The organism is Acrocarpospora macrocephala, assembly GCF_009687865.1.
GTDB classification, from domain to species: Bacteria; Actinomycetota; Actinomycetes; order Streptosporangiales; family Streptosporangiaceae; genus Acrocarpospora; species Acrocarpospora macrocephala.
The window spans coordinates 36,375-55,252 of sequence record NZ_BLAE01000037.1 but is presented as its reverse complement, the minus strand read 5'-3'; the positions used below and the strand labels follow the sequence as shown (position 1 = coordinate 55,252).

Genomic DNA, 18,878 nt, shown 5'->3' with positions numbered 1-18,878 from the left:
GTACGCCAGGAACTTCGCCCGATGCGCGCTGCCGTGCACGTCGCGAAGATCACCACGTCGGCCCATCCCGCGTAGGTGCCTGCGGAACGGGCTACGAGGGCGTCCGCCAAGCGGATCAGCGACTCCCAGTCGGGGAGGGCGAGGCTGCGCGGGTCGTCGAGTTCGTCTTCGGTGAGCTTGTATTCGTGCTGCCAGCCGACCACGCGGGAGGGGTTGCGGTCGATGATGCCGTCCCGCACTGCTTGCTCCATGATGCGGACCAGGATCGCCAGGCTGTTCTTCACCGTCGAGCGGCTGCACCCATCGGAGATCCAGCCGTAGACGGCCCGGTCGGTGGCGCGGGCGACACCGTCAGCCGCGCGTCGGGCTCGCCGAGCACCTGCGCGTTCGTCCAGCCGGTGGCCGGTGGGAAGGGGATCGTCTGATCGGGCGCTGGCCCCGCATGAGGTCGGCGGCGACGATCGGGCCGTCCTGCGAGGCCTCCCAGGAAGCATCGGTCGCGACGGTGTGGTCCAGCCGTCGATCTCGAGCTGCGCGAGCAGCTCCAGCGAGTCGCCGTAGCAGCGGTCGCGTTGCTGGCTTCCGGTCGCTTGCACGTGCAAGCTAGACTTCCCGCCTAGCTGCAAGGTTGGTCTTGAGGAGTGGGTCCGGTGATCGGGCAGGTCGGCAAGCGGGTGACGGCTGCGGATGTAGCCAGGTCGCTGGGCATTTCACGGGCCACGGTCGGCTTCGTGCTCAACAACACGCCGGGCCAGACGATCTCCGAGCGGACCCGGCAGCGGGTGCTCGCCGAGGCCGAGCGCTTGGGCTATCGCCCGCACCGGGCCGCACAGGATCTGCGCCGGGGCAGCAGCAAGGTGATCCTGATGGTGATCCCGGACTGGCGGATGGAGTACCGGCTGCGCTGGCACCTGGAGGAGGCTGCGCTGGCGGTGGACGAGGCCGGCTACTCCCTGGCCATCTACGCGCGCCAGATCGCGGGCCGCGCGCGCCCGCTGTGGGAGCTGCTCGCTCCCGACGTCGTTCTTGGCCTGTGGCCGTTCGACGACGAAGAGGTGGCGTCGATGCGCGCCTGCGGGGTCACTAGGATCCATCCTGACCCGGAGCATCCCGGATCGCTGGATGATGCCTCCATCATCACCGCCGGGCCGGCGCTCCAGGTTGACCACCTGCACGGGCTCGGTCATCGCCGGCTCGCCTTCGCAGCGAGCGCGGATCCGCGCACGTCCCCGCTGCAGGAGGCGCGAGTGCGGGCGGCAGAGCGGGCCGCCGCCCAGCTCGGCCTGGACCCGCTCGACGTGCGGACGGTCGACTATCTCGGAGACTCCGCCACCGATGCGGTCCGGCGCTGGCATGCGGCGGACGTGACCGGCGTGGTGGCCTACAACGACGAGGTCGCGGCGACGGTGGTGGGCGCCGCGATCCGTGCGGGCCTCGCCGTGCCCGGCGACCTGGCGGTGATCGGGCACGATGACACTCCGCTGGCGGCCATGTTCCTTCCCTCGATCTCCAGCGTGGATTTCGACGCCGTCAGCGTCGGCCGCCATTTCGCCGCGCTGGCCCTGCACACGATCGACGGGCGTCCCCTTCCCTCCGAGGACTTCGAGGGCAACGCGCGGGTGGTCGCCCGCGAGTCCACCGTCGGCGGCCGGTAGTCACCGTCGCGAAAACACGGCTGTTGGCAGAGCCGCCGGACGCTGGTAGCGTGCTCGAACTAGCACGTGAAAGCTTGGTGTTGCGCTTCACCTGTCGCGCGGGCACCGGAACCGCTCAGGCTCGAGCCGATAGAGGGCTGGGCAGGCGAGGAGATGTGTGATGACAACTGATGACGAGCGTCCGGCGTTGCGCCTTCCGGCTCGAGTCATCCCGGTGCCCGCCTCGCCGAGCGAGGAAGCCCGGGCCGTCTTGGCGCGTGGCATAACCGGACCGGTCGTTGAATATCCGCCGCTGGATGACATCGACGGCTGGCGAAAGATGATCGTCGCGCAGGACAAGTACGTCATGGACATGTTCGGAGAGGCATTGACCGGATTCTCCGAGAGGACGGAGGAGATCCCCCTGGGTGGCTTCTCCGTCTACGTGGTCACTCCCGACGGAGTCGCGCCGGAGGATCGGCGGGTGTACTTCGACATTCATGGTGGCGCCTGGACCCAAGGCGGCGGGCTCATGTGTCGTGCCACCGCCACCATCACCGCGACAACCGTGGGCGCGCGGGTGTGGGCGGTCGACTACCGGATGCCGCCCGACCACCGGTTCCCGGTGGCCCTGGACGACTGCCTGACCGCCTACCGGGCCCTGCTGCGGGAACGCCGCCCGGAGGAGATCATCGTCGGCGGAGTGTCGGCGGGCGGCAACCTGGCTGTGGCGCTCATGCTCCGGCTCCCTGACGAGGGCCTGCCGCTGCCGGCCGCGGTCGTGCTGAACACGCCGGCCACCGACCTGACCGGCGCCGGGGACACCTGGCAGACCAACGATGGCCTCGACATCATGCTGACCGGTGACCTGACCCCGGCCATCCGGTTCTACGCCGACGGTCACGATCTGCGCGACCCCTACCTGTCCCCGCTGTTCGGCGACTTCAGCAGGGGTTTCCCGCCGGCTCTCCTGCTCAGCGGCACCCGGGACCGGCTGCTGTCGGACACCGTACGCATGCATCGGGCGCTGCGCGCCGCCGGCGTACCGGCGGATCTGCACGTCTGGGAGGCCGCCGGCCACGGCATGTTCCTCGGCCAGGCCCCCGAGGACCGCGAACAAGCCGGTGAGACCCGCCGCTTCACGAACGAACAGTGGCACCGCGCGGCACAGGTGGGAGAAGGCCGATGAAGGCCGTCATGGTCACCGGGCCCGGCAAGGTCGAGGTCCTGGAGGTTCCCGATCCGGTGGACGTGCTCGTGAAGATGAAGACGTGCGGGGTGTGCGGCGCCGATCCGCGTGCCGTGCATGAGGGCGGCATCATCCCCGGAGCGAGCCGGGATCTTCGAGGTCACCCAGGGACCTGGTCGACAACTGGGAGAGAAACGCGCTCATCGTGAGCGATCAGGTGTCCTTCACCGAGGTCGAGCGCGCTCTCGCGCTGGCCGGCGACACGGGCGCGACCGACAGGGTCGTCATCTTCTGATTTGTTGGAGTGCATAGATATGGAAGGCCTCAAGGGCAAGGTCGTCGTCTTCGCCGGAGCCGGGGGAATCGCCACCGCGACCGCGCAGTTCCTGGGCGCAGGCGGCGCGAAGCTGATCGTCGGCGACATCAGCGAAGCTGCGGCCGGACGAACGATCCAGGCCGCCGTGGACGCGGGCGGCGAGGGCATCGCCCTGGCCGTCGACATCTCGAATGAAGACCGGGTCAAGAGTCAGATCGACCTCGCGGTCAAGGAGTACGGCAAGATCGACGGCCTGTTCAACGTAGCAGCCAACATTCACCCCGACGAGGTCGCCCGGGACACGAATGTCGTCGACATCGACCTGGCCGCCTGGCAGCGCACGATGGATGTCAACCTGACCGGCTACCTGCTGGCCCTCAAGCACGCGATCCCCCACATGGTCGAGGCGGGTGGTGGGTCCGTGGTCAACGCGATCTCCAACGCCGCCTACGCCGGCATGGAGGACAAGGTCGCGTACTCGGTGACGAAGGCCGGGATCGGTGCGCTCACCCGGCATGTCGCCCGCAAGTACGGCAAGTCCGGGGTACGCGCCAACTCCGTCTCGCCGGGCCTGGTCCTCACCGAGCAGACCAAGCTGAACCTGCCCGAGGAATACCGGGACATGATCCTCGCCACCACACCCGCACCCCGCCACGGGAAGGCGGCCGACATCGGCGCGATGGTCGCGTTCCTGCTCTCAGATCTGTCCGAATGGGTGACCGGCCAGTCGATCTGCGTCGACGGCGGCACCACCATGCGGCCCTAAGGAAACATGTCATGCAGAGACTTGAAGGCAAGACCGCCCTCGTCACGGGCGCGTCGGCAGGAATCGGCCTGGCCGTCGCGCAGCGCTTCGCTTCCGAGGGCGCCTATGTCTATCTGACCGGCCGCCGTAAGCCTCAGCTTGACGACGCGGTCGCAACGATCGGCCCGAACGCGACCGGCGTCCAGGCCGACGCCGGTGACCTGGCCGACCTCGACCGGCTCTACGCCCAGATCGTCGGCGACGGCCGCCGACTGGACGCCCTGGTGGCCAACGCCGGCGGCGGCGAACTCGCCACGCTGGAGTTGACCACCGAAGAGCACTTCGACCAGTCGATCATCACCAACATCCGCAGCACGGTGTTCACCGTGCAGAAGGCGCTGCCGCTGCTCAATGAGGGCGCGTCGGTGATCCTGTTCAGCTCGATCGCCGCGGACAGCGGCAGCGAGGCGTTCGGCATGTACGCCGCCACGAAGGCCGCGGTCCGCTCGTTCGCCCGTACCTGGGCGAACGAGCTGAAGGGCCGGGGCATCCGGGTGAATTCGATCTCTCCCGGCGCCGTCAAGACCCCGGGCCTGGCCGCGAATGCCCCCGACCCGGCCCAGCCCGACGTGTTGTTCGACATGATCGCCAGTGGCGTCCCGCTCGGCCGGGTGGCCGAGCCCGACGAGGTCGCCGGTGTGGCGCTCTTCCTGGCCGGCGACGACAGCAGCTACATCACCGGCTCGAACCTCTACGTCGACGGCGGCCAGAAGCAGATCTGAAGAGGAGGTGAGGCATGGACGGGGCGCTGGCCATGGTCATCCAGGAAGCCGGACTCGCCCGGCAGCGCGGCCGGTTAGGCGAGGGCGAACAGGCGGTCCGTGTTCACGGTGGTCTCCGGACGTTTCTCAGGTGGTGGCCTGGTCGAGGAGTTCGAGTAGGTGGTGGTACGCCTTGCCGGTGGCGCGGGTCAGGCCAAGCTCGCAGGTGCGGTTGACCGAGGCGTGGGCGGCGAAGTCTCCGGCCACCACGAAGGCGGCTTCGGCGCGGGTGGCCGAGGCGGTCAGCTCTGGGTGGAGCAGGCCGCGATCGCCGGCGAAGGCGCAGCACTGCCATCGGTCGGGAACGACCACCTGCTCGGCGATCGCCTCGGCGATCCGGGTGATGGCGGCGTTCAGGCCGAGGCGGGTAGAGGAACAGGTGGGGTGCAGGGCCAGGGACGGCAGGCGGTGCTTCACCGGTAGCCGGGGCAGGATGTGCTCGACGGTGTAGACGACCGCGTCGACTACCTGGAGGGTGGGGGCGAGGTGGCCGTAGCCTTCGGTGCAGGAGGCGGCATCGGTAACGACCGGGATGCGTCCACCGTCGGTGGCCTGCGTGAGCGTGTTGCGGACGCGGCCCGCCATGGTCTCGTGGCCATCGGTGTAGCCCTTGGAGGACCAGGGGGTGCCGCAGCACAGGCTCGCGATCCCCTCGGGGATGTGCAGGCGCAGGCCCGCGCGGTCGGCCAGGCGCTGGAAGGCGGTCATCACGCCGGGCCCGCCGTCGGCGGGGGCGAACAGGGTGTTCAGGCAGGACGGCACGTAGACGGCATTCGGGGAGGCGACTGGTGCGGGGCGGCGGCGCGTTCCACCCCGCGGCAGGTCGCGGGTCCACTGGGGGACGGCTTCGGGGGTGGTGAGGGCGCGGGCGGCGCGGCTGGCGGCTTCGGGGATCTTGGGCGGGGTGGCGGCGGCGGTGTCGAGGGCCAGGTTCATCGCCCGGGTGACGCCGTCCCAGTGTTTGGCGGCGCTGTTCCAACCCGCCTGGGCTGCGCGACCGTGGCGTTCGGCCCGGAGGCGTTTGGTGAGGTCGCCGGTGTTGATCAGGACGGGGCAGGCGGTGGCGCACATGCCGTCCACGGCGCAGGTGTCCACGGCGTCGTAGCCGTATTCCGCTTCGAGTTGGCGGGCGAGGGCGTGCTCGCCCGCGGCTTGGGCGGCGGCCAGCTCGCGGCGCAGGACGATGCGCTGGCGCGGGGTGGTGGTCAGGTCGCGGCTGGGGCAGACAGGCTCGCAGTAGCCGCATTCCACGCAGCGGTCCACTTCCGGCTCGACGGTGACGACCTGTTTGAGGTCGCGCAAGTGGGCGTCGTCGTGGTCGGTGAGGACGACGCCGGGGTTCAGGGCGCCCGCCGGGTCGCACAGGCGTTTGACCTCGCGCATCACGTCATAGAGCTCGTTGCCGTACTGGCGGCGGACGAACGGGGCCATGACGCGGCCGGTGCCGTGCTCGGCTTTCAGCGTGCCGCCGCGGCGAAGGATGGCCTCGACCATGTCCTCGGTGAAGTCGGCGTAGCGCTGCAGGTCGGTGCCGAAGCGCTCGTTGAGCATGAAGTGCAGGTTGCCGTCCTTGGCGTGGCCGAAGATGACGCTGCGCTCGTAGCGGTGCTTGGCGAACAGGCCGGTCAGGTCGTCGCACAGGTCGGCCAGGGTGGGCACGGGAACGGCGACGTCCTCCAGCAGGGCGGTGGTGCCGCTGGGCCGGGCTCCGGCGACGGCGGCGTACAGGCCCTTGCGGATGTGCCACAGCGCTGCCCGGCCGCCGGTCTCCCGGCTCAGCCGTGCCGGAGCGGACAGGCGCAGGTCGGCGAACGCCTGCTCGGCGGCGCACTCGCGCTCGGCCAGCAGTTCGGCGTCGGATTCCTGCCATTCGACCAGGAGCGCGGCGTGGTCGGTGACGGTGAGCGTGCGCAGGACGTCGTCGGCCCTGGGGTCGGTCTGGGCGACGCGCAGGGATTCGGCGTCCAGCAGTTCGACGGCGGCCGGCTCGGCGGCGACGAGGCCGGGCATGGCGGCCATCGCCTCCCGCAAGGTCGGGAAGACGAGCAGGCAGGTGGCGGCCAAGGGGTGCGCGGGGACCGTGCGGAAGACCGCTTCGGCGACGAAGCCGAGCGTGCCTTCGCTGCCGATGATCAGGTGGGCGAGGATCTGCGCGGGCAAGGAGTGTTCGAGGAAGCTGTTGAGGCCGTAGCCCATGGTGTTCTTCAGCGAGAACTGGGCGTGGATGCGGCGCACCGAGTCGGAGTTGCCGCGCACACGTTCGCGCAGGCGGGTCAGACCTTGCGCGAGGTCGGGTTCGAGGGCGTGCAGGCGGTCGTCGGCGTCGGGGGCGCCGGTGTCGAGGACGGTGCCGCTGGGCAGCACGATCGTCATCGACTCCAGGGTCCGGTACGTGTTGGCGTGGGTGCCGCAGGTCATGCCGCTGGAGTTGTTGGCCACGACCCCGCCGATCGTGCACGCCGATTCGCTGGCCGGATCGGGTCCGAGCTTGCGGCCGTAGGGGGCGAGGCGGGCGTTGACCTGCCGTAGCACGGCTCCCGGCTGGACGCGTACCCGCTCGCCGTCGTCCAGCACCTCGATCGAGCGGAAGTGGCGGCGCGTGTCCACCAGCAGGTGCTCGCTCACCCCCTGCCCGCTCAGGCTGGTGCCACCCGAACGGAACGTGAGCGGAAGGCCGGTCCGCAGCAGCGCGGCGACCTGCTCCGCGCTCTCGGGCACCAGGACGGCCTGTGGGGTGAGCAGGTAGTGCGAGGCGTCGTGGGCCATGCCGAGCCGATCGCTCAGCCTCGTCCTGGCGATCCCCGGGACAGCGGCTTCCACCGCGGAGAGGATGGCGGGATCCGCCGTATCGATCACGTTAGTACTTTCTCTTATCGGCGCGGGTCGATGTGGATCTTCGGGCCCGGCCCGGCGTCGGGTGGGCGGTGTCCGGCCAGGACGTCGGCGGTCTGGGCGAGGCCGACGGTGGCGGCCACGAGCGAGCAGGCGTCGACCGAGGCGTCGGCGTAGGCGGCGATGGCTCCGGCCAGGCCGGCCGAGCCTCCGAGGATACCGACCGCGGTGACGTCCTTGAGCGCCAGATCGCGGGTGTCGAGGGTGGACGGGGTGCCGGCCAGGCCGATGTAGATGACGCGCCGGGCGGGTTCGACGAGCTCCAGCGCGAGGGCGGGCAGCTCGGGCGCGTTGGAGGCATCGATGACGGCGTCCCAGGCAAGCGCGGGCAGCGACGTCCGAGTCCAGGCATCGGTGAAGCCGAGGTCTCTGGCCAGACGCAGGCCGTCGTCGTCGCGGCCCATCAGGTGGACCTCGGCTCCGCCGGTTCTGGCGAACAGCGCTGTGAGCAGGCCGATCGTGCCGGTGCCCAGGACCAGCAGCCGCTCGCCCTGCTCCAGGCCCGTGGCCCGGGCGGCCCGCAGGGCGTTGCCCCCGGGCTCCAGCAGTGCGCCGAGCGTGGGGTCCACTGTGTCGGGTAGCGCGTGCAGGGCGGTGGCCGGTACGGCGAGTTGTTCGGCGAGTGCGCCGGGGCGGCCGCTGCTGATGCCGATCTCCGCCAGCTCAGCGCACACGTGGTGGCGGCCGGCCCGGCAGCGGTCGCAGTGGCCGCAGCCGAGCATGGTGTCGCCGGTGACCCGCCGACCGAGCCATGAGGCGTTCACACCCTCGCCTACGGCGCTGACGACCCCGCACCACTCGTGGCCGGGGCGCAGCGGGTACCAGGAGCGGCCGGTGCGCAGGTAGCTCATCTCGCCGGTGAACAACTCGACGTCGGTGCCGCACACGCCGACCCGCTCGACGTCCACGACCACCTCGCCGGGTGCGGCGATGGGCGGCTCGATCTCTTGGACCTCGGCTTTGCCGGGGCCGGTCAGGACCAGTGCGCGCACTACCGGGGTCCGACGACGTTCTGGCGCTGGCTGCCCAGGCCGTCGATGCCGAGCTCCATGACGTCGGCGGGCTGGAGCCAGATCTGCGGGGTGTGGCCCATGCCGACGCCGGGCGGGGTGCCGGTGTTGATCAGGTCGCCGGGCTCCAGCACCATGAACTGGCTCAGGTGGTGCACGATGACGTAGGGGTCGAAGATCATCGTCTTGGTGCTGCCGGTCTGGCGGCGAGTGCCGTTGACGTCCAGCCACATGTCCAGGTCGGTGACGTCGGCGATCTCGTCCGGGGTGACCAGCCATGGTCCGGCGGGGTTGAAGGTCTCGGCGGACTTGCCCTTGCTCCACTGGCCGCCGCGCTCCATCTGGAAGGCGCGCTCGCTGACGTCGTTGACCACGCAGTAGCCGGCGATGGCGTCCTTCGCTTCCTCGACCGAGTCCAGGTAGGAGGTGCGCCTGCCGATGACGATGCCCAGCTCCACCTCCCAGTCGGTCTCGGCGGAGCCGCGCGGGATGCGCACGTCGTCGTACGGACCGACGAGGGTGTTGGGGGACTTGGTGAACAGGATCGGCTCCGCCGGGACGGTCTGGCCGGTCTCGGCGGCGTGGTCGCTGTAGTTCAACCCGATGCACAGGATCTGATGCGGCCGGGCGATCGGGGCGCCGACGCGCTCGCCGGCGAACTCCCGTACGTCACCCCGGCTGACGCGGTCGGCGAGCAGGGCGACGCCGCCGGAGCCGAAGAAGCGCTCGTCGAAGTCGGGGGTGACGTCGGAGACGTCGATGTAGTGGGTGTCGTCCACGCGGACGACGGGTTTCTCGGCGCCGGGCGCGCCGATGCGCATGAGGTACACGGGGTTTCTCCGAATCTCAGTCGGGCGGGGCCCAGTAGGGCGTGGGCAGGCCGCGCACGCCCACCCGGGCGGTGAACAACCGGCCGGAGTTAGGGTGTGCGGCCAGGTCTTGTTCGGTCAGGTCCTGGGTGGAGGTGGTGATGACGAGGAGGTCGAGGTCAGGGCCGGCGAAGGCGGCGCTGGAGGTGTGCGGGGCACCGGTCTCGACGGTGGCCAGCAGTTCGCCGGTGGGGGTACGGCACTCGACGCGGCCGCATCCCCAGTTGGCGATCCACAGGTTGCCGTCGACGTCGGCGCACATCCCGTCGGGCTTGCCATCGGTGATCGTGAACGCCTTTCGCCGGGGTCCCGCCTTCCCGCTGTCCGGGTCGTAGTCGCGGACCCAGATCGTGCCGGGGATGGTGTCCACGCTGTAGAGGAGGTCACCGGCCGGGCTCCAGGCCAGGCCGTTGGACAACACCAGGTCTGTGTCGAGATAGGTCATGCCGGCCTCGTCCAGGCGGGCCAGCACCTCCCGCCCCCGGCGGCCGTCCTGCGCCAGGCTGCCGATCAGGAACCGCCCGGCCGGGTCCACTGCGCCGTCGTTCAGTCTGCTGCGCACACCCGGCTCGAACACCCGGGCCAACTCGGTGCGGCTCCCATCAGTGCCGAGGCGGATGAGGGTGGCCTGCTCGGCGACGATCAATTCGCCATCCGCCGAGACGGCGACCGCGCCCACGGTGGCGTCGAAGGCATGCCGTCCGGTGGCGGTGACCATGCCGTCGTCGAGCAGACCCTCGTGCACGGCCCCTGCGACGATGTCCACCCACAGCAGGCGCCCGCGGATGGCATCCCATATCGGGCCCTCGCCCAGGGCGTACACGTCGGCCGAGGCCGGGATCGCGGTGAACTTCACGTGGGTTCCGCTCCGGAGACGATGGCGCGGATGGCGGGCAGGTCGTCGATGAGCGTCTGCAACGGGGTCCGGTAGGCCAGGCCGCTGACGCTGATCGCGCCGCTGGGCATGGTGGGCGAGGTCAGGTAAGCCGGGACCGCCACGCAGTTGACGCCCGGCTCGTTCTCCTGGTCGTCGGTGGCGTAGCCCTGCTCGCGGATGCGTACCAGCTCGGCGTGCAACTCCTCGACCGTGCTGATGGAGCGCTCGGTGCGCCGTTCCAGCGTCCGGCCGCCCGCCCAGGCGCGGACCGCGTCCTCGTCGGGCAGGGAGTGGGCCAGCAGGAGCTTGCCAACGGCGGTGCAGTGCGCTGGATTGCGGCCCCCGACGACCGAGGTCAGCCGCACCGCTCCCGCGGATGGGTCGAGCTTGGAGCGGTAGACCACCGAAGTGCCGTCCAGCACCGCGTAGTGCACGGTCTCGCCGTGGCGATCACACAGTGCCGTCAGCACCGGCGTGACCCGCACGTGGTCGGGCCGCGCCTCGTGGTGGGCGAAGGCCATCCGCAGGAACTCATCCCCCAGCACGTAACGGCCGTGGCCGTTCTGCGCGGCGAAACCGGCGCGACGCAGCGCGGCCAGCGCGCGATGCACCGTCGGTTTCGGGCTGTCCACCGCGCGGGCCATCTCCTCCAGCCCGATCCCGTCGGGATGGCGCGCCAGCTCGGCCAGCACCGCCAGCACGCGGTCGGACCCGACGAGCTTGGAGCCTTCAGCTGCGGCATCGGCTTCGGTTACCCATGGGGACATATTCCGAACGTTAGACCACCGTTCCAAAAAACGGAAGTTCGTCGGAATGGGGGTCCCTGCGAAGTGAAGTATGGGCTATTCTCCCCTTAAGTTCCATTAATTGTAGCTAAGTTCCAACTATTGGAAAAGGTGGTGGTCTCATGGTGAGGAGCCGTAGCGCTCAGTGGTACGCCGGTAGCGACCGCAACGCCTACATCCACCGGGCCTGGATGCGGCGCGGGCTGCCGCCTGATGCCTTCGACGGCCGTCCGCACATCGCGATCGCCAACACCGCGTCCGACCTCACCCCCTGCAACATGCATCTGGACGAGGTCGCCGAGCACGTCAAGCGCGGGGTGTGGGAGGCGGGCGGCGTGCCGCTGAACCTGCCGGTCGTCTCACTTGGCGAGACCCAGGTCCGGCCCACCGCGATGCTCTGGCGGAACATGGCCGCGATGGCCATCGAGGAGATGCTGCGCGCCAACCCGATCGACGGCGTGGTGCTGCTCGGCGGCTGCGACAAGACCATCCCCGCCCTGCTCATGGCCGCCGCCTCGGTGGATCTGCCCGCGGTCGTCGTGCCCGGTGGGCCAATGCTCACCGGGACCTTCCGCGGCGCCGCACTCGGCTGTGGCACCGACGTGTGGAAGCTCAGCGAGGAAGTCCGCGCCGGCACGCTCAGCGGAGCGGAGTTCCTGCGCTCGGAATCGTCCATGATCCGCGGCAAGGGCCACTGCAACACGATGGGCACCGCCTCCACCATGGGCCTGCTGGCCGAGGTGCTCGGCATGACCCTGCCGGGCCTGGCCGGCACGCCCGCCCCCGACAGCCGCCTGCTGGCAGGCGCCCACGAGACCGGCAGGCTCATCGTCGAGATGTTCGCCGCCGAACGCCGCCCCAGCACCGTCCTGACCCGCGGCTCCTTCTTGAACGCCATCGTCGCCCTGGCCGCGCTCGGCGGCTCCACCAACGCCGTCCTGCACCTGCTCGCCCTCACCGGCCGCCTCGGCATCGAGCTGACCCAGGACGACTTCGACCGCACCGGCTCCGGCGTCCCGCTCCTGGTGGACCTGCAGCCCGCCGGCCGCTTTCTGATGGACGACCTCTACCGGGCCGGAGGCCTGCACGCCGTCCTCCGCGAGGTCCGCGACCTGCTCGACCCCGAAGCGATCACCGTCACCGGCCGCCCGCTCGTCGACCACCTCCACGACGCGAAGGTCCACGACCGGGAGGTCATCCGTCCCCGGGACGAGCCTCTGCGGGAGGATGCCGGGATCGCCGTGCTGTACGGCAACCTCGCCCCCGACGGCGCCGTCATCAAACCCGCCGCCGCCTCACCCCACCTGCTCAAGCATCGCGGCCCTGCCGTCGTCTTCGACTCTGTCGAGGACCTACACGCCCGCCTCGACGATCTCGACGTCACTCCTGACTCGGTCCTGATCCTGCGCGGCTGCGGCCCCAAGGGCTATCCCGGTATGCCCGAGGTCTCCAACATGCCCCTGCCCTCCAAGCTCCTCGCCCAAGGGGTACGCGACATGGTCCGCATCTGTGACGGCCGCATGAGCGGCACCGCGTACGGCACCGTCGTCCTGCACGTCGCCCCCGAAGCCGCCGCCGGAGGCCCCCTCGCCCTCGTCCGCACCGGCGACACAGTCATCCTCGACGTCCCCAACCGCCGCCTCGACATCGACATTCCGGCCGAGGCACTCGCCGCCCGTCGGCCGTCCCCGGAGCTGACCCAGGCGTTCGCCCGCCCGGCCCGAGGCTGGCAGCGCCTCTACGTCCAGACCGTGCAGCAGGCCAACACCGGCGCCGACCTCGACTTTCTCATCGGCTCCAGCGGCGACCACGTACCGCGCGAATCCCACTGAATGGACCTGCCATGACCTCCTCCCGCACCGCCCTCATCACCGGCGGCGCCAGCGGCCTGGGCAAGGCCGCCGCCATCCGCCTGGAAGCCGATGGCGTCAAGGTGATCACCCTCGACGTCGCCGACGGCGCCGACCTGGTCGTGGACGTCACCGACGCCGCGGCCGTGCAGGCCGCCGCCGAACAGGTGGGTCCGGTGGACATCCTGGTCAACTCCGCCGGGATCGTCGGCCCGAACGTTCCGCTCTGGGAGATCCCGCTCGACAGCTGGCAGCGCACCTTCGACGTCAACGTCAACGGCACCTTCCACACTTGCCGGGCCTTCGTGCCCGGCATGCGTGAGCACGGCTGGGGCCGCATCGTCAACCTGGCCAGCATGGCGGGAAAAGACGGCAACCCGAACATGGCGCCGTACTCCGCCTCCAAGGCCGCCGTCATCGAGCTCACCAAATCACTTGGGATCGATGGAGAGGTGCACTACTTCTCCGACTCCCCGAATCCGTTCGCCGCGTTCGCGCGATCGAACACGTCTTGAAGGTTGGCGTCCGGCGACACCTTGTGAGAGGCGCCGCCGGACCGCGCGATTCGCTCAGTTAACCTCGATGAGCAGTTCGACCGGTTCGCATCCCTTGGACGTCACCGTGACGCGGACGCCCCCTGGCCCGGTCGGGCGGACGATCGCGAGTGCCCGGCCGTCGAACGTCCGGTGGGTACTCGCGCCGAATCCCTCCTCGGTCGCCGGGTTTGCGCTGCCCAGGCCCATGAGGATGCCGGGCCCATCGACCTCGACCGTCACATCCCGGTCCGCAGCGAACGAATTGCCCGCACCGTCGACGAGCACGATGTCGACGAAGGCGGCGTCGGAGAGGTCTGCCCGCACGGCAGGGCGATCCGCGATGGCGCTGAGCCTGACCGGACCGGCGGCCGAGGTCAGGCTGAACCGGCCCGAGTCGCGTCCGTCGCGGTAGGCGACCGCCTCCACCGTGCCGGGTTCGTAGATCGTGTCGAACTCGCAGCGGAAGCGGTGGTCAGGGCCCGCCAGCTGACGGCCGGCCGAACGTCCGTTGACGAACAGCTCGACTTCGTCGGCGTCGCTGTACACCTCCACGGTGATCGGCTTGCCTTCGAATCCGTCCCAGCTCCAGCTGGAGACGCTGTCGCTCCACGTCCACGGTCCGAGCTCCACGGTCTGGCCGTGGTGCTCCGGCCGCTGGACGGAGATGTACGGCTCGCTCCGGAGGCCGAAGACGATCTGACGATAGTAGGAGACGGGGCGGCGGTGCCCGGTGATGTCGATGTCGCCACACCACGCTGTGAGCCAGGGGTAGTCGCCGCTGAAGGCCGCGCCCGGCTGTTCGCCGTCCGGGTAGCGGGCGCGCCCGATGCCCACTTCGCCGAGGTAGTCCCAGCCGGTCCAGGTGAAGTCGCCGATCACGTGGTCGTTGCGCAGGACGAGCTGCCAGTTGCGGTCGATCCGCGTGGGGAACGTCTCGGTGCCTAGGATGATCCGGTTCGGGAAGAGGTCGCGGTCGGTTTCGTAACGGCTCTCGAGGTAGTTCATGCCCGCGATGTCCAGCACACCGAACGACTCCGCCGTCTTCTGCGTCACGGGTTCCGACGAACCGATCATGTTCATGAAGTCGCCCACGTCGGCCATCAGAGTGTTGATTCCAGGAGCGTCCGTCGAGTCTGACTCCGCCTGCGGCGCGTCCGAGTGCTGCTGCATCATCGCCATGACATCGGGCATGACGGCGAGCATCCCGTTGACCGCGTTGGTCACGTAGCGCGTGTCGTCGAGCGATCGGACCTTCTCGGCGAGCTTTCGTCCCCACACGCCGCCGATCGGAGTGCCGGTCTCGGGAATCTCGTTGCCGATCGAATACATGATCACGCTGGGATGGTTGAAGTCTTTGGCCACCATGGCCTCGAGATCCCGCTCCCACCACTCGGGGAAGTCGAAGGCGTAGCCGAAGTTGGTCTTGTCCTGGGTCCACACGTCGAACGCCTCGTCCAGCACCAGCACGCCGAGGCGGTCGCACGCGTCCAGCATGGCGGGACTGATCGGCTGGTGCGCCGACCTGATGGCGTTGAAGCCGGCCTTCTTGAGGATGCGGACGCGGCGCTCCTCCGCCGCGGAGACGGTGGCCGCACCCAAGATCCCGTTGTCGTGGTGGACGCAGGCCCCGCGCAGCTTGACCGTCTCGCCATTGATGCGGAGCCCGGCCTTCGGGTCGAGCTGGAGACGCCTGATGCCGAAGGTGGTGGTGCGGGTCTCGAGCTGCTGCTCGTCCTGATCCCGCAGCTCGGTGCGGCAGGTGTAGAGCTGAGGGGTGTCGACGTTCCACAACGCCGGCGAAGGGACGTACAGCCGGTGACGGGTGACCGCAGACTCCCCGGCGAGCACCGTGACGCGAGCGGACCCCGAGGCCACGACCTGGCCGGCTGGGTCCGCGATCTCGGAACGGACGTCGACGGTGCGCAGCGCCGCCGAGTCGTTCACGACGGTGATCTCAACCTCCGCTATCGCCCGCGCCGACTCGATGTCGGGCGTCCGGATCCGGATCCCGTCGATCCCGAAGTGAACCGGCTCCAGCACGTGCATCCAGACGTCCCGGTAGATGCCCGCGCCGGTGTACCAGCGGCCGTCGCCATGGTTGCGGGCGTCCACGTGGATCTCGTTCTCGCGACCAGGCTTGACGAAATCTGTCGCGTCGATCAGGAAGCGCGAGTAGCCGTACGGGCGCTGGCCCGCATAGTCGCCGTTGACGTGGATCATGGCGTCGCGGTAGATGCCCTCGAACTCGAAGACGACGCGCTTGCCCGCGACGCCCTCCGGCACATCGAACGTCTTGCGGTACTCGTACGCGCCGCCGGGGAAGTAGGCGGTGCCGGCGCCGAGGTGGAGCTGCGGGTCGCGACCGCGGCCGATCATGGCGTCGTGGGGGAGGGCCACGTCCTGATAGGGAATGGTGACCCGGCCCAGTTCGGCGAACGCATTGAACTTCTCGCGGAACTGCCATCCGCAGTTGAAGGGGCTACGGCTCATAGGTGTTTCTCCGAGGGATAGGTGGTCTGTGCAAGGGGTGGCTGGTCGAGCAGCGAGCGGATCCGGTCGAGGACCCCGAAGACGGCGATCGCGGCCGACATGGGATGCGTCTCCTGCTCCAGATCACCTCGCAAGATGGACGCGTTCACCGCGCGGATCATGGGGACGAATCCATGTCCCTCTTGCCCCATGTCCACGGTGTGCGGGGACAGCAAGGTCTCCGGCGCTGTCATCCGTCTCACCTCGAAGCGGGAAGCTCCCCAGAACGGCCAGGGCACGTGGATCCACCCTTCGGTGCCATGGAGCGAAGCAGTGGGCTCGATGAACTCCACCATGGAGGCCGCCAGTTGCGCGTAGCGACCGTCGTCGTATGTGAAGGTGACGTGCTCGCTGAGGTCGATCCCGTCCGGGCGCACTGTCCCGCCCGCGACGATCCTGTCCGGTGGGCCGAGAAGCTCGTATGCCAAGGTAACCGGATAGATCCCTTGGTCCAGCAGAGCGCTGCCGCGGAGCTCCGCGGACCAACGGCTCCCGCTGCCAGGGGGAAAGGGAAAGCCGAAGGAAGCGCGTACGCTGCGCAGCGTGCCGATGGTCCCGTCGCGGATCTCATCTAGCAGGCGGCGGTAGACGGGGGTGAACTTCATCCACATCGCTTCCATCGCGAAACGCCCTGCCGCCCGGGCCGCGCTCGCGATGTCGCGGGCCTCGGCCTCATTCACACCGAGGGGTTTTTCGACAAGGACGTTCTTTCCCGCCTCCAAGGCGCGAAGCGCTATGTCGCGGTGGGTGGCGTGCGGGGTCGCGACGTAGACCGCGTCAACCGTGCCATCGGCCAGGAGTTCGTCCACGGTGCCATAGGCACGTTCGAAGCCGAACTCGTCCGCGAACGCACGGGCGCGGTCGATCGATCGCGAAGCGACAGCCCGCCGGCGCGTCGTCGGCAGCGCCGCGAAGTCTGGGGCGAGGTAGCGGGACACCTCCCCGGTGCCGACGAAGCCCCACGCGACGGCTGGATTCGCCTCGTCCACGGGGTTGCTCGCCTTGGAGTCTGCGTCAGCCACGGAGCACCGGCAGGATGATCCGGCTCGGATGCTGCGGTCCCGTCAGAACGGCATTGTGCGCGACCACGGCATCGTCGATGCTCTCTCGGCTGATGAGACCACCCGTGTTGGTGTTGCGGTCGAAGCGGGGGAAGTTGCTGCTCGAAATGTCGACGCGAATGCGGTGGCCCACGCGGAAGACGTCGGCCGTCGCCGCCATGTCGATACTGATCTCGTAGACCTCTCCGGGCTGCGTCAGCTCCGGCGTGCGCGGTGAAGTGCGATAGCGCATGCGGAGGATGCCGTCGCAGAGCCCAAGAGCCTTCCCGTCAGGGTGGACGTCGATCAACTTGGCGGTGAAGTCGGTGTCCAGGGCATCGGACTGAACGAAGAGCGTCGCCGAGATGTGGCCGATGACTTCGGTGTCGTGATCGAGAGGAGCGGTCTGGAACGAGAGGACGTCGGGCCGTGAGTCGAGAGGGCGCTGGTCGGCCGGCCCGCTGAAGCCCCAGAGCGTGGGGATCTGCGCTCCGCCGGTCGTCGGCACCGGGTCGGCGGGGTCGTAGGAGTACTCGTAGCGGTGCTCGGACTCCGCCGGAAGCGTACTCAGCTTTCCGTGACGAGCCCCGGGCTCAGTCCCTGAGGCGAGGTAGTACGGGACAGGCTGGGCTTCGGGGATCGGCCAGTCGTCGAAGTCACGCCATTCGTCGACGCCCATGACGAAGAGCTTGACCCTGCTCGGGCTTGGCAGCGGTGACGAGGGCGTGTCAGGCCCTAGCCACCGCTGGAAATGCCGGATGTGCTCTCCGGTGAGATCGGCGGCGCCGGCGCTGGCGAACAGGCCGAAGTCATGGTCGCGGAAATGGCCGGACAAGGCGGGGTCGTGATCCCACGGGCCGACGATCAGCCGCGATCCCGCCACCGCCTCGGCGGATCCAGCGGACTTCTGGAAGTTCTCAAAATCACGCAGTTGCTGCCCGATGAAGGGGTCGAACCATCCCGCGACGGCGAGCACGGGGACCGTCACCCTGGACAGGGCGGGAGAGAAATCCTGCGCATCCCAGTACACGTCATAGTCCGGATGCTCAAGGACCTCGTCGAGCCACCCCCGTCCGGCGAACAGGGGATGATCCGCGAGCGGGGTGCCGTCATTGAGCGCAAGCTGATCCGTGAGCCCGGCGATCAGGGCGGAGATACGCTCCATGTCACCGTTGCCGCGGGTTATCTCGCGCACCTCGTCGTTGAGGTACATGAGGGCGTGCCAGCTGGTGACCGCGCTCAAGGACAGCGCCCCGCCCGGATGGTACGAGAGGGCCTTGTACGATTCCATGGCCGTCTGCATCGGCGCGATGGCCTTGAGCGAGGGATGGCCCGCGATCGCCGCCGCCCACTGGGTTATCCCCAGGTAGGAAGGTCCGTACATGGCCACGCGGCCGTCCGACCAGGGCTGAGCGACGATCCACTCGATGGTGTCGTAGCCGTCCTGAGACTCGTGCACTTTGGGGCGGAAGGTCCCTTCGGAGCCGAAAGTCCCGCGAGCCTCCACCCAGATAACCGCGAAACCGGCGTCCACGAACGACGTGGCGTTGGGGAACCCGGCCCCGTTCCCCGCCATCCCCACGAACGCCGAGCTCACTCCGTACGGTGTTCTCACCAGCAGCGTCGAAGCCGTCCCTTCCGTGGGCCGGTACATCACCGCGTTGAGCCGGGTCCCGTCACGCATCGGGACCTCGACGCCCCGCTCGTACGCGAACGTCGGGTTCGCCGCCGACGGCTGAGTCATAGCAGTCCTCCTCCGCCCCAGAGCAGGGGCCAGACGTGAAT

Annotated in this window: 15 protein-coding genes; 7 read left to right on the top strand and 8 right to left on the bottom strand. The window is 69.2% G+C overall.

Going from position 1 to position 18,878, the window contains the following annotated elements:
• The first annotated feature begins 650 nt into the window (after positions 1 to 650).
• From Amac_RS30780 to Amac_RS30760, 5 genes are all read left to right on the top strand, one after another.
• On the top strand, positions 651 to 1,655 hold the full coding sequence (locus Amac_RS30780; RefSeq protein ID WP_218041396.1) for a LacI family DNA-binding transcriptional regulator: 1,005 nt from the start codon (positions 651 to 653) through the stop codon (positions 1,653 to 1,655).
• Between the two features lie 160 nt (positions 1,656 to 1,815).
• A complete protein-coding gene (locus tag Amac_RS30775; RefSeq protein ID WP_155357922.1) occupies positions 1,816 to 2,823 on the top strand; it encodes an alpha/beta hydrolase in 1,008 nt (335 codons plus the stop codon).
• A complete protein-coding gene (locus Amac_RS30770) occupies positions 2,820 to 3,032 on the top strand; it encodes a hypothetical protein (RefSeq protein WP_155357921.1) in 213 nt (70 codons plus the stop codon). The genes Amac_RS30775 and Amac_RS30770 overlap by 4 nt, the downstream gene beginning before the upstream one ends.
• Positions 3,033 to 3,137: 105 nt before the next feature.
• Positions 3,138 to 3,905 (top strand): SDR family NAD(P)-dependent oxidoreductase, encoded by a 768-nt coding sequence (locus Amac_RS30765; protein ID WP_155357920.1) that lies wholly within the window; start codon positions 3,138 to 3,140, stop codon positions 3,903 to 3,905.
• Positions 3,906 to 3,916: 11 nt separating this feature from the next.
• Positions 3,917 to 4,666, top strand: a complete 750-nt coding sequence (locus tag Amac_RS30760; RefSeq protein ID WP_155357919.1) for an SDR family NAD(P)-dependent oxidoreductase — start codon at positions 3,917 to 3,919, stop codon at positions 4,664 to 4,666.
• A gap of 126 nt (positions 4,667 to 4,792) precedes the next feature.
• Here the strand turns inward: Amac_RS30760 and Amac_RS30755 are convergent, their stop codons facing one another.
• Genes Amac_RS30755 through Amac_RS30735 form a run of 5 tightly spaced genes read right to left on the bottom strand, consistent with a single transcriptional unit; the run spans position 4,793 to position 11,120 of the window.
• A complete protein-coding gene (locus Amac_RS30755; RefSeq protein WP_246268812.1) occupies positions 4,793 to 7,561 on the bottom strand; it encodes an FAD-binding and (Fe-S)-binding domain-containing protein in 2,769 nt (922 codons plus the stop codon).
• A 14-nt stretch (positions 7,562 to 7,575) separates the two neighbouring features.
• Complete coding sequence (locus Amac_RS30750) at positions 7,576 to 8,589, bottom strand: zinc-dependent alcohol dehydrogenase (protein WP_155357917.1); 1,014 nt, start codon at positions 8,587 to 8,589, stop codon at positions 7,576 to 7,578.
• Entirely contained in the window at positions 8,589 to 9,428 is an 840-nt protein-coding gene (locus tag Amac_RS30745) for a fumarylacetoacetate hydrolase family protein (RefSeq protein WP_307729774.1), read from the bottom strand. The genes Amac_RS30750 and Amac_RS30745 overlap by 1 nt, the downstream gene beginning before the upstream one ends.
• 25 nt (positions 9,429 to 9,453) lie before the next feature.
• A complete protein-coding gene (locus Amac_RS30740; protein ID WP_155357915.1) occupies positions 9,454 to 10,332 on the bottom strand; it encodes an SMP-30/gluconolactonase/LRE family protein in 879 nt (292 codons plus the stop codon).
• On the bottom strand, positions 10,329 to 11,120 hold the full coding sequence (locus tag Amac_RS30735) for an IclR family transcriptional regulator (RefSeq protein ID WP_155357914.1): 792 nt from the start codon (positions 11,118 to 11,120) through the stop codon (positions 10,329 to 10,331). The genes Amac_RS30740 and Amac_RS30735 overlap by 4 nt, the downstream gene beginning before the upstream one ends.
• Before the next feature lie 140 nt (positions 11,121 to 11,260).
• Between Amac_RS30735 and Amac_RS30730 the strand changes: the two genes are divergently transcribed.
• Entirely contained in the window at positions 11,261 to 12,970 is a 1,710-nt protein-coding gene (locus tag Amac_RS30730) for an IlvD/Edd family dehydratase (RefSeq protein WP_218041395.1), read from the top strand.
• Positions 12,971 to 12,981: 11 nt separating this feature from the next.
• The gene (locus Amac_RS30725; protein ID WP_155357913.1) at positions 12,982 to 13,503 is read left to right on the top strand and encodes an SDR family NAD(P)-dependent oxidoreductase; all 522 of its coding nucleotides are present in this window, start codon (positions 12,982 to 12,984) and stop codon (positions 13,501 to 13,503) included.
• A gap of 54 nt (positions 13,504 to 13,557) precedes the next feature.
• On the opposite strand, the gene Amac_RS30720 is transcribed toward Amac_RS30725, so the two are convergent.
• The 3 genes from Amac_RS30720 to Amac_RS30710 are packed head-to-tail and all read right to left on the bottom strand — an operon-like array spanning position 13,558 to position 18,837.
• Positions 13,558 to 16,014: a glycoside hydrolase family 2 TIM barrel-domain containing protein gene (locus tag Amac_RS30720; protein WP_155357912.1), complete on the bottom strand. Its 2,457-nt coding sequence runs from the start codon at positions 16,012 to 16,014 to the stop codon at positions 13,558 to 13,560.
• On the bottom strand, positions 16,011 to 17,075 hold the full coding sequence (locus tag Amac_RS30715) for a Gfo/Idh/MocA family protein (protein WP_170322751.1): 1,065 nt from the start codon (positions 17,073 to 17,075) through the stop codon (positions 16,011 to 16,013). The genes Amac_RS30720 and Amac_RS30715 overlap by 4 nt, the downstream gene beginning before the upstream one ends.
• Positions 17,068 to 18,837: a CocE/NonD family hydrolase gene (locus tag Amac_RS30710; RefSeq protein ID WP_155357910.1), complete on the bottom strand. Its 1,770-nt coding sequence runs from the start codon at positions 18,835 to 18,837 to the stop codon at positions 17,068 to 17,070. The genes Amac_RS30715 and Amac_RS30710 overlap by 8 nt, the downstream gene beginning before the upstream one ends.
• Positions 18,838 to 18,878: the final 41 nt, after the last annotated feature.

Coding starts and splice junctions, on each gene's coding strand:
- Amac_RS30775 (WP_155357922.1), top strand. CDS start 1,816: ATGACAACTGATGACGAGCGTCCGGCGTTGCGCCTTCCGGCTCGAGTC.
- Amac_RS30770 (WP_155357921.1), top strand. CDS start 2,820: ATGAAGGCCGTCATGGTCACCGGGCCCGGCAAGGTCGAGGTCCTGGAG.
- Amac_RS30765 (WP_155357920.1), top strand. CDS start 3,138: ATGGAAGGCCTCAAGGGCAAGGTCGTCGTCTTCGCCGGAGCCGGGGGA.
- Amac_RS30760 (WP_155357919.1), top strand. CDS start 3,917: ATGCAGAGACTTGAAGGCAAGACCGCCCTCGTCACGGGCGCGTCGGCA.
- Amac_RS30745 (WP_307729774.1), bottom strand. CDS start 9,428: ATGCGCATCGGCGCGCCCGGCGCCGAGAAACCCGTCGTCCGCGTGGAC.
- Amac_RS30735 (WP_155357914.1), bottom strand. CDS start 11,120: ATGTCCCCATGGGTAACCGAAGCCGATGCCGCAGCTGAAGGCTCCAAG.
- Amac_RS30730 (WP_218041395.1), top strand. CDS start 11,261: ATGGTGAGGAGCCGTAGCGCTCAGTGGTACGCCGGTAGCGACCGCAAC.
- Amac_RS30725 (WP_155357913.1), top strand. CDS start 12,982: ATGACCTCCTCCCGCACCGCCCTCATCACCGGCGGCGCCAGCGGCCTG.
- Amac_RS30720 (WP_155357912.1), bottom strand. CDS start 16,014: ATGAGCCGTAGCCCCTTCAACTGCGGATGGCAGTTCCGCGAGAAGTTC.
- Amac_RS30710 (WP_155357910.1), bottom strand. CDS start 18,837: ATGACTCAGCCGTCGGCGGCGAACCCGACGTTCGCGTACGAGCGGGGC.